Source organism: Streptomyces sp. 3330, from assembly GCF_031456635.1.
Classification (GTDB): Bacteria; Actinomycetota; Actinomycetes; order Streptomycetales; family Streptomycetaceae; genus Streptomyces.
Genome location: NZ_JAVDVA010000045.1, coordinates 26,780 through 36,756 on the forward strand (window position 1 = coordinate 26,780; position 9,977 = coordinate 36,756).

At 72.5% G+C, this 9,977-nt stretch carries 10 protein-coding genes; 3 read left to right on the forward strand and 7 right to left on the reverse strand.

Annotated elements, in window-relative coordinates; translation table 11 throughout:
* Positions 1-2 precede the first annotated feature (2 nt).
* On the forward strand, positions 3-1,172 hold the full coding sequence (locus tag J2X68_RS38535) for a hydroxymethylglutaryl-CoA synthase (protein WP_310437277.1): 1,170 nt from the start codon (positions 3-5) through the stop codon (positions 1,170-1,172).
* A 120-nt stretch (positions 1,173-1,292) separates the two neighbouring features.
* The gene (locus J2X68_RS38540) at positions 1,293-1,430 is read left to right on the forward strand and encodes a hypothetical protein (RefSeq protein WP_310437278.1); all 138 of its coding nucleotides are present in this window, start codon (positions 1,293-1,295) and stop codon (positions 1,428-1,430) included.
* A gap of 72 nt (positions 1,431-1,502) precedes the next feature.
* Here the strand turns inward: J2X68_RS38540 and J2X68_RS38545 are convergent, their stop codons facing one another.
* The 4 genes from J2X68_RS38545 to J2X68_RS38560 all read right to left on the reverse strand — a co-directional run bounded on the left by J2X68_RS38545 (position 1,503) and on the right by J2X68_RS38560 (position 5,665).
* Complete coding sequence (locus tag J2X68_RS38545) at positions 1,503-2,066, reverse strand: PhzA/PhzB family protein (protein ID WP_399041857.1); 564 nt, start codon at positions 2,064-2,066, stop codon at positions 1,503-1,505.
* A 66-nt stretch (positions 2,067-2,132) separates the two neighbouring features.
* Complete coding sequence (phzG, locus tag J2X68_RS38550; RefSeq protein WP_310437279.1) at positions 2,133-2,825, reverse strand: phenazine biosynthesis FMN-dependent oxidase PhzG; 693 nt, start codon at positions 2,823-2,825, stop codon at positions 2,133-2,135.
* Positions 2,818-3,657: a PhzF family phenazine biosynthesis isomerase gene (locus tag J2X68_RS38555; RefSeq protein WP_310437280.1), complete on the reverse strand. Its 840-nt coding sequence runs from the start codon at positions 3,655-3,657 to the stop codon at positions 2,818-2,820. The genes phzG and J2X68_RS38555 overlap by 8 nt, the downstream gene beginning before the upstream one ends.
* Positions 3,658-3,748: 91 nt before the next feature.
* Complete coding sequence (locus J2X68_RS38560; protein WP_310437281.1) at positions 3,749-5,665, reverse strand: anthranilate synthase family protein; 1,917 nt, start codon at positions 5,663-5,665, stop codon at positions 3,749-3,751.
* Between the two features lie 125 nt (positions 5,666-5,790).
* Here J2X68_RS38560 and J2X68_RS38565 point away from each other — a divergent pair, with 125 nt between their 5' ends.
* Positions 5,791-6,987, forward strand: a complete 1,197-nt coding sequence (locus J2X68_RS38565) for an RNA-guided endonuclease InsQ/TnpB family protein (RefSeq protein ID WP_399041854.1) — start codon at positions 5,791-5,793, stop codon at positions 6,985-6,987.
* A 30-nt stretch (positions 6,988-7,017) separates the two neighbouring features.
* Here the strand turns inward: J2X68_RS38565 and J2X68_RS38570 are convergent, their stop codons facing one another.
* Genes J2X68_RS38570 through J2X68_RS38580 form a run of 3 tightly spaced genes read right to left on the reverse strand, consistent with a single transcriptional unit; the run spans position 7,018 to position 9,392 of the window.
* Positions 7,018-7,641: an isochorismatase family protein gene (locus J2X68_RS38570; protein WP_310437283.1), complete on the reverse strand. Its 624-nt coding sequence runs from the start codon at positions 7,639-7,641 to the stop codon at positions 7,018-7,020.
* A gap of 37 nt (positions 7,642-7,678) precedes the next feature.
* Positions 7,679-8,854 (reverse strand): 3-deoxy-7-phosphoheptulonate synthase, encoded by a 1,176-nt coding sequence (locus tag J2X68_RS38575; RefSeq protein ID WP_310437284.1) that lies wholly within the window; start codon positions 8,852-8,854, stop codon positions 7,679-7,681.
* Between the two features lie 46 nt (positions 8,855-8,900).
* Positions 8,901-9,392 carry a PhzA/PhzB family protein gene (locus tag J2X68_RS38580; protein ID WP_310437285.1) on the reverse strand — a complete coding sequence of 164 codons (492 nt, stop codon included), beginning with the start codon at positions 9,390-9,392 and terminating at the stop codon, positions 8,901-8,903.
* Between the last annotated feature and the right edge of the window lie 585 nt (positions 9,393-9,977).

Genomic DNA, 9,977 nt, shown 5'->3' on the forward strand with positions numbered 1-9,977 from the left:
GCATGTCCATCTCCATCGGAATCCACGACCTGTCGTTCGCGACGGGCGAGTTCGTCCTCCCGCACACGGCGCTCGCCGCGCACAACGGCACCGACATCGGCAAGTACCACCTGGGCATCGGCCAGGAGTCGATGAGTGTGCCGGCCGCCGACGAGGACATCGTGACGTTGGGCGCGGCGGCGGCCGCGCCCGTCATCGCCCGGCACGGCGCGAGCCGGATCCGCACCGTGATCTTCGCGACGGAGTCGTCGATCGACCAGGCCAAAGCGGCCGGCGTGTATGTGCATTCGCTGCTCGGGCTGCCCTCGGCGGTCCGGGTCGTCGAGCTCAAGCAGGCCTGCTACGGGGCGACGGCCGCCCTGCAGTTCGCCGTCGGCCTGGTGCGCCGCGACCCCGCGCAGCAGGTCCTCGTGATCGCGAGCGACGTCTCCAAGTACGACCTGGACAGTCCCGGCGAGGCCACCCAGGGCGCCGCGGCGGTGGCCATGCTGGTGGGCGTGGACCCGGCGCTGGTGCGTATCGAGGACCCGTCGGGGGTGTTCACCGCCGACGTGATGGACTTCTGGCGGCCCAACTACCGTGACGCCGCCCTGGTCGACGGCCAGGAGTCCGTCAACGCCTACCTGCAGGCGGTCGAGGGCACCTGGAAGGACTACAGCGAGCAGGGCGGCCGCGGCCTCGACGAGTTCGCCGCGTTCTGCTACCACCAGCCGTTCACGAAGATGGCCTACAAGGCCCACCGCCATCTGCTGAACAGCAACGGCCAGGACACCGACGAGGCCCGGGTCGCCCGTGACCTGGAGCTGACCACGGCCTACAACCGGGTGATCGGCAACAGCTACACCGCCTCGGTCTATCTGGGGCTGGCCGCGCTCCTGGACCAGGCCGACGACCTCAGCGGCCGCCCCGTGGCCTTCCTCAGCTACGGCTCCGGCAGCGTCGCGGAGTTCTTCGCCGGGACCGTCGCCGCCGGCTACCGCGACCACCTGCGCACCAAGGAGCACCGTGCCGCGATCGAGCGGCGCACCCCGCTCGACTACGCCGGCTACCGGGCGCTGCACGAGCGTCGCCTGCCCACCGACGGCAGCGACCACGCCACCCCGCAGCAGACCACCGGCCCGTTCCGGCTGGCCGGGATCAGCGGCCACAAGCGCAGCTACCAGGCCCGCTAGCGCACGGCCGCCCGGGGCGGGTGCGCCCCGGGCGGCCGCGCACCGCCGGTCCGTTCCACCCATGAGGTCCCAGACGAGGGGAGGACAGCCCCGTTGCCGACGTCAGGATCCTCGGTACCGGTGCCTTTGCCCCTGGACGAGAAGGCCCTGCGGGCCGGCAAGCAGTACTTCCGCATGCACGGGCGCGGGGTGCGCCGCTTCGTCGAGGACCATCTGCCGCAGCCGGTCAAGGCGGGCTTCGCGCTGCTCGAGCGGTGAGCGCACGACCGCACGCAGGCGGCCCCGGCGCGACAGCGCCGGGGCCGCCTGCGTGCGCCCGTGCGGGCGGGGTCAGGAGGCGGGGATCCAGTCCCGGCGGATGTGCGGGGTGGGGATGCCGAGGGACTTCATGTGCTCGAGGGGGTTGGTGTACTCGCGGCTGGCGGCGATGTGCCCGTCGTCCAGGGTGAAGCCGTGCACGAAGTGGTTGCGGTAGCGGCCTTCGGGATAGCCGGGGAAGCGGATCGTGCCTTCGCCGTCGCACTCGGCCCAGATGACGCAGGGGTCCTGGGTCTCGTAGATGCGGATGCCGGACCACTGCCAGTCGGGCAGCACCTCCAGGGACAGTTCGCCGTGCCGTTTGAGGTTGTCGCGGCCGGTGACGACGATGGGCCGGCCGATGTCGGTGTAGAAGAGGGCCGCGGTGCCGTCGGGGGTGTAGAGGGTGTACCGGCTGAGCCGGGCTTCGGCGCCGGTGCGCAGGTAGTGCTGCACGGCGCGCAGGTTGCGGGCCCGCAGGTCGTGGTGGTCGGTGAAGACGTGGCTGGTGGCGGTCTGGGGGGCGGTCGGCGAGGTGATGGTCTCTCCCGGGGTAGGAGCGGGCGGGCGGCGGTCGCAGTCGTACGGGGCGCGGATGCGCGGGTACGGAAGTGCGGGGGTACGGACCTGGGGGTGTGGAGGGCGTGGGGGGTGTGGGGGGGTTCAGGGCTGGAGGCGGGTGGTCTGCCAGCCGGTGGCGGTGCGGTCGTAGCGCAGCCGTTCGTGCAGCCGGTCGGTGCCGTTGGCCCAGAACTCGACGCCGGCGGGTTCGAGCCGGTAGGCCGCGAACGTCGCGGGCCGCGGCAGCGGCCGCTGCGCCTCGCCCAGGTGCAGTGCCCGGGCCCGCAGCCGGGCGACGTGCTCGAGGCCGTCGAGCGGGCTGCTCTGGCGCGAGACGGTCGTCATCGCGTGGGTGAAGACGGGCCGCGCGTGCCACAGGGACTCCGCCTCGGCGTCGGACAGCCGGGTGACCGGGCCCGCCAGGGTGATCTGCCGGCTGTTCTCGCGCCAGTACAGGACGCCCGATGCCCAGGGGTTCTCGGCGAGTTCGCGGCCCTTGCGGCTGTCGGCGTGGGTGATGAACACGATCCCGTCGCCGCTCGCGTGGGTGAGGGCCACGGTCCGTGAGGAGGTGCGGCCCTGCGCGTCGGCGGTGGCCAGGGCCAGGGCGCGCGGCTCGCGCACCCCCTGGGCGGTGGCGTCCTGCAGCCATGCCGACAGCAGGCCCATCGGCTCGTGCGGCGGTGTGCCGAACTCGGGGAAGGCCGCCTCGGCGGTCGCGGTGAGCGTCTCGGACCGGGCGGCGCCGGCGGGGACGGCGGCCGCGGTGCGGCGGGCCGGGGACGGGTCAGACATGGAGCACCCCTTCGATGGTGGTCACGCCGGGTCCGGCGACCTCGACGCAGGTGACGTGGTCGCCCTCGCCGTGTGCCAGGGCGCTCATGGGTGAGGGGCGGCCGATCTCGACGCCCTGGGTGATCTCGATGCGCTGCCCGTACCCGAGGGGGGTGTGCCGGGCGAGGTGGATGGCGAGGGGTCCCGCGGCGGAGCCGGTGGCCGCGTCCTCGACGACGCCGTAGGCGGGCGAGAACATGCGGTTGCGCCAGGTGGTGCCCTGTCCGGCGTAGCAGTTGGTCGCCATGTCGGGGAAGCGGGCCAGGGCGCGGTGGTCGGGGTCGAGTTTCGCCAGTGCCTCGACGCTTTCGAGGCCGACCAGGACGTGCCGCGGACCGTTGCGGTAGATCTCCACCGGGAGCGCGGAGGCGCTGATGCCGAGTGCCTCCAGGAGTTCGCCGGTGCGCTCGAAGGGCTCCCACACGGGCACCGGCTGGCGCATGCTCGCCCAGACGGCCCGGCCGTCGGCGCGCTCCAGGCGGAAGGGGATGACGCCCATGGCGGTCTCGATCCGCAGCTGATCGGCGTCGGTGCGGGCGCCGAGCGCGAGGGCGGTTCCCAGCAGGGGGTGCCCGGCGAAGGGCAGTTCGTTGACCGGGGTGAAGATCCGCACGTGGGCGTCGTGGGCGTCCTGGCGCGGGCGGAGCACGAACGTGGTCTCCGACAGGTTCATCTCCCGTGCGATGCGCTGCATCTGCTCGGCGCTGAGGTCGTCGGCCTCGAAGAACACCGCCACCGGGTTGCCGGTGAGGGGTGTGCGGGCGAACGCGTCGACGACGACGTACGTATGCATCGGTTGTCTCCCACTCGTGTGGTGCCGTCGGGTGCCGGGCCGGCGGTCGGGTGCGGGCGGCGCGGGGGTCGGGTGCGGGCGGCGCGGGGGCTCAGGCCGGTTCCTCGGCGGCGGGCGGGGTGAGCAGGGCGGCCAGGCGGTCGCCGAGGATGCGCGGTCCGTGCCGGGTCAGCACGGACTCGGGGTGGAACTGCACGGAGGCGAAACGCGGGCCGCTCAGGGCGTGCACCTCCCCCGTGGCCGCGTCCCTGGCCACGCGGACCTCTCCCGTGCCGGGCACGGTGAACGTGTCGTCGCCGGCCAGGAGCGCGAACGTGTTGTAGAAGCCGACGCGTTCGGGGCGGCCGAACAGGTCGATCTGCTGCTGCACGCCCTGGTTGGGGACCGTCCTGCGGCGCAGCGGCAGGCCGAGGCGCAGGCCCAGGACCTGGTGGCTGAGGCACACGGCGAGGAACGGGCGGTGGGCGCGCAGCAGGGTGTCGACGGCGTGGTGCAGGTGGCGCATCTTGGGGTGGGCGTGTTCCTGCGGGTCGCCGGGGCCGGGGCCCAGCACGACCAGGTCGTGTGCGTCGGCGGCGTACGGTTCGTCGAAGCGCCGGACCCGCACGCGCAGTCCCAGGGCGCGCAGTTGCTGTTCCAGCATGGAGGTGAAGGTGTCCTCGGCGTCGACGACGAGGACGCTGCGTCCGGCCAGCTCGGGCCGGGGCGCGGTGTGGTCGCCGGCGCCGGCGAGCCAGAAGCCGGCGATGGAGGCGTTGCGCCGGGTGAGGGCCTGGCGGACGGCGGGGTGGCCGGCGAGGGTGTCCGTGCGCGGTCCGGCGCCGAGGGCGGAGACGAGGACGGCGGCCTTGGCGCGGGTCTCGGCGGCTTCGGAGGCCGGGTCGGAGTGGCGCACGATGGTGGCGCCCACGCCGATGCCGAGGCGGCCGCGGTCGCTGATGTCGGCGGTGCGGATGAGGATCGCGGAGTCCATGACGCGCTCGCCGCCGGCGTCGCGTCCGATGAGGGCAGCGGCCCCGCTGTAGTAGCCGCGTCCGCCGGGTTCGTACTGGGTGATGATGCGGCAGGCGCTCTCCAGGGGGCTGCCGGTGACGGTGGGCGCGAACATCGTCTCGTGCAGGATGTCGCGCACGTCGCGGTCGGTGCGGCCCTCGATGAAGTACTCGGTGTGGGCGACCTTGGCCATTTCCTTCAGGTAGGGGCCCACGACGCGGCCGCCGTCGGCGCAGACGCGGGCCATCATCTTGAGTTCCTCGTCGAGGACCATGTACAGCTCGTCGGTCTCCTTGCGGTCGCCGAGGAAGTCCAGGACGCCGTCCAGGGTGGGTCCGGTGGGCGGGTAGCGGTAGGTGCCGCTGATGGGGTTCATGACCGCCGTGCCGCCCTGGAGGCTGATGTGCCGTTCGGGTGAGGCGCCGACGAGGGTGCGGGTGCCGGTGTGGATGAGGAACGTCCAGTGGGCGCCGGATTCGCGCTGCAGGAGGCGGCGGAACAGGGCGGGGGCGCTGCGCGGTCCGTAGTCGGTGATGTCGGCGACGAAGGTGCGCCTGATGACGAAGTTGGCGCCTTCGCCGGTGCCGATCATCTCCTTGACGACGCGGCGCACCACGTCCTCGTAGGCCGCGTCGTCGACGTCGAAGTCGGCGCCGGCCAGCGGGGTCGGCACGTCGGGGATGCGGGCCAGGGCCTCGTGCAGGGCGAGCCGCTGCTGGCCGGTGACGGTCATCGCCACCAGCGGGGTGCCGTCGTCGGCGCAGGCGAAGCCCCGTTCGGTCAGCTGCCGGTAGGGCACGACGACGAGGACCTCGTGGTGGGCGCCGGCGCCGTCGGCGGGGCGGGCGGGCAGCGGGATGCCGGCCAGGGTGGCGGGCAGGGTGACCTCGCCGGTGAGCACCTCCACGGTGGCGGGGCCGGTGGCGCCGGGCCGGTGCAGCAGGGCGTAGGGCTGCGCCGGCGCGTTCAGCACGCGGTCGAGGAGGTCGTCGCCGGGGGGCGGGCCGGAGGTCATCGGATACCTCCGAGGAAACCCCGGCCTTCAGGCCGCGCAGGGGGCTGCGATTCGCCGCCAGGACTAATCGCAGTGCTCTGGCTCGCAGGTTTGGACCTGATCAGTGGTGGCGCTAGTTTGTGAGCGTGGCCACGGTCTTTGTGAAGCGGGCGTTCAAGTACCGCTTCCGTCCGACGGATGCGCAGGCGGCCGAGCTGTCGCGCACCTTCGGGTGCGTGCGGAAGGTCTACAACCTGGCGCTCGAGGCCCGTACTGAAGCGTGGACACGCCAGGAACGGATCAGCTGCAACCAGACCTCCGCGATGCTCACCGCGTGGAAGAAGACCGAGGAACTGGCTTACCTGGGTGAGGTGTCGTGCGTCCCGCTCCAGCAGGCTTTGCGGCACTTGCAGGTGGCGTTCACCAGCTTCTTCGGCAAGCGGGCGAAGTACCCGCGCTTCACGTCGCGCAAGAGGTCCCGCAGGAGCGCGGAGTACACCACCAGCGGCTTCCGCTTCCGTGAAGGCCGGCTGACGCTCGCCAAGATGACCGAGCCGCTCGACGTGGTGTGGTCGCGGCCGCTGCCGGAGGGAAAGCAGCCGTCCACGGTGACCGTGTCCCAGGACGCGGCCGGCCGCTGGTTCGTGTCGCTGCTCTGCGAGGACACGATCGCCCCGGCCCCGGCGACCACGCATGCGGTCGGTATCGACGCGGGGATCACGTCCCTGCTGACGCTCTCCACCGGAGAGAAGATCCCCAACCCCCGGCATGAACGCAAGGACCGCACCCGGCTGGCCAGGGCCCAGCGGGAACTGTCCCGCAAGGCCAGGGGCGACGGGGCCAACCGGGCCAGGGCGCGCCGTCAGGTGGCCCGCGTCCATGCCCGGATCGCCGACCGGCGCCGGGACTTCCTGCACAAGCTGACCACTCGGCTCGTCCGTGAGAACCAAACGGTCGTGATCGAGGACCTCACCGTCCGCAACATGGTCAGGAATCACCGGCTCGCGCGTGCGATCTCCGACGCCTCGTGGAGAGAGCTGCGGACGATGCTGGAGTACAAGAGCGCCTGGTACGGGCGGGAACTCGTGGTCGTCGACCGCTTCTTCCCCAGCTCGAAGCTGTGCGGCGCCTGCGGCACGATCCGGGCGGAGCTGCCCCTCGACGTCCGTGCGTGGACGTGCGAGTGCGCAGTGGTCCATGACCGGGACGTGAACGCGGCGAAGAACCTTCTGGCCGCCGGGCTGGCGGTGTCTGTCTGTGGAGCCGGTGTAAGACCTCAACGGGAGTCCTCCCGGACGGGGCAGTCGGCGATGAAGCAGGAACCCCCACGGCGCAAGCCGTAGGAATCCCCCTCGTTCACGAGGGGGAGGAAGTCAAGCGAGCACCTCCTTGGCGGTGACGACGCGGGCGCAGCGTTCGGCGGCGTAGGTGAGGGCCGAGCGGTGGTATTCCTGCGAGAAGTCGGCGGTGGCGTCCGCGACGAAGAAGGGCTGGATGTCGTGGCTGAAGGCTTCGACGGCGGTGGCCAGGACGCCGACGTGGGCGTACACGCCGCACAGGACGAGCTGGTCGCGGCCGGCGGCGCGCATGCGCTGGAGCAGGTCGGTGCGGAAGAAGGCGCTGTAGCGCCACTTGGTGAGCTGCCAGTCGTGCGGGGCGGGTGCGAGGGCGTCGGTGATCTGCCGGTCCTCGGGCGAGGTGCGCATGCCGGGGCCCCAGAAGTCTTTGAGCAGGCCGCGCTGCTGTGCGTTCATGCCGCCGGGCTGTGCGGTGTAGGCGACCGGGACGCCGGCCCGGGCGCAGCGCTCGCGCAGCTGTGCCGTGGTGCGGATCAGGTCGTGGCGCAGGGTGTCGGGCAGCGGGTCGAGGAAGTAGCGCTGCATGTCGTGGACGAGGAGGACGGCGCGGTCGGCGTCGGCCGTCCAGGACACGGCGGCCGGCGGGAGGTCGCCCTCGGCGGGCAGCGGGTAGGCGGTGATGGGGGGGATGCCGGTCATGGCTTGGGTTCCTGTTCCTGCTCGGTGCGTGGGGTGCTCAGGCGGTCCAGGACGAGATCACGGACAGGGCCTGCCGCGGGGTGAGGCGGGGGTCGCACAGGGAGGTGTAGCGCTCGCCGACGCGGGCGAGTTCGGCTTCGCTGCCGGCGCACTCGGTGACGTCGTCGGGTGTGGTCTCCAGGTGCAGGCCGCCGGGGACGCCGCCGGCGTCGCGCACGGCGCGCACGAAGCGGGAGACCTCGAGCGCGACGGTCTCGACGAGGCGGGTCTTGTGGCCGCTCGGCGCGGTGACGGTGTTGCCGTGCATGGGGTCGGTGAGCCAGACGGCCGGGTGGCCGGCCGTGCGCAGGGCCTCGACCAGGCGTGGCAGCCGGTCGGTGACGGCGTCGGCTCCCATCCGTGCGATGAGGGTGAGTCTGCCCGGGTCGCGCCACGGGTCGAGGCGTTCGCACAGGGCCAGCAGTTCGCCGGGTTCCATGGTGGGCCCGACCTTGCAGGCCACCGGGTTGGCGACCTGGGAGAGCATGGCGACGTGGGCGCCGTCGACGGCGCGGGTGCGTTCGCCGATCCACGGCCAGTGGGTGGAGCCCAGGAACAGCCGTCCCTGCTCGTCGGTGCGGAGCATGGGCACCTCGTAGTCGAGGAGGAGCGCCTCGTGGCTCGTCCACACCAGGGGGCTCACGCTGTCGCGGCCGGCGCCGCGGTCGCGCCAGCCGAGGTGGCCGACGACGTCGCTGGCGGCCATGTAGCCGGTGAGGATGCGCAGCGGGTCGGCCCGGCGGCTCTCGGCGTCCGGTTCGGGGCCGTTGACCATGTGTCCGCGGAACGCGGGCAGTTCGACGCCGCCGACGGTCTCGGTGGGCCGGGAGCGGGGTTTGGCGAACTGTCCGGCGATGCGTCCGGCGCGCAGGACGGGCCGGCCGGTGATCAGGCCGAGGGCCCCGGCGAGCAGGTCGAGCACCGCCGCCTTGCGGGCGACGTCGCGGGGGCGGCATTCCTGCGGGTGTTCGGCGCAGTCCCCGGACTGCACCACCAGGGCCCGGCCGTGGGCCACGGTGCCGAGCAGGGTGCGCAGGGTGGCCACGTCGTCGGGCTGTACGAGGGCGGGGCGTGCGGTGAGTGTCTCGCCGACCCGGCTCAGCTGGAGCAGGTCGCTCCATTGCGGCTGCTGCAGCGCCCCGCGGACGCGTATGTCGCGGATGACGTCCTTCATGGCGTACTCCGATCCAGCGGTGGCGTCGTGCGGGTGGGGGGCCGGGTCAGGTGGGGATTCCCGTGCGCTTGATCTCGGGGACGGGGATGCCCAGGGCCCGCAGCTGCTGGAAGGGGTTCATGAACTCGCGCTGGCGTTTGATCTTGCCGTTCTCGAACTCGAAGGAGTGCAGGAAGTGGTTTTCGTAGTAGCCCTCGGGATAGTCCCCGAAGCGGATCTTCCCGCGGCCGTCGCACTCGACCCAGAAGTGGTCGGGGTCGTCGGTGGCGAAGATCGTGACGTTGTACCACTCCCAGTCCGGGAAGCACTTCAGGGACCAGACGGCGTGCTCGGCGAGCCGGTCGCGGCCGTGGGTGGCGACGGGAGCGCCGGTGTCGGTGGTCCACAGGCCGCCGACGCCGTCCTCGGTGAACAGTTCGTGCCGGCGCAGCCGGTCCTGGCCCCTGGTGTTCATGTACTGCTCGACGACGGCGCGGTTGCTGCGGCGGCGCAGTTCCCGCTCGTCGGCGGATGCGCGGGTGTCCACGGATTCGGACACGATGACCCCCTGGGAGTGTGCTCGAGGAAACGGACGTGGGAACGCGGAACGCGGAAGCTGTGCGGGCGGCCGGTGGCGCAGCGTCCGGGCGGCTCCCGGCGGTGTGCCCTGCCGGCCGGCTCGCGGCGCCGGGACGCCGGCCGGATCCGGGGCGTGCGCGACGGCGGCCGCTTTACCGCCGCGGTGCGCACGCGCGGGAGTGCCGTGCCGGTCGGCGTCGGCGTCGTTGCCGGTCGCGATCACCGGCGGCGGCCCCTCCCGGGCGCGGACGTCCCCCGCTCCCGGGCGCGGATACGGCACTGCCGGGACGCCGGGACGCGGGTGCGGGGGTGCCGGTCGCGGGAAGGGGCGGCGCGGCGGGCCGGTGCGGGCCGGCGGACAGGACGTCGTCTCACTGCCGCACACATGGCCTCATGTGTGTTTCGGGCAGGAAATACGTGCGCTCATAGTGACACGCCGGGAAACGCACGGGCCAGAGCCCCCCGAGGTGACCTGGGTCACGCCAACTCCCGTATCTGGTAAGGGAGTTGGGCACGGGCGCCACGGCGGTGACGCCGTTCACGCCGACCGCTGGGTGGCCCGGAC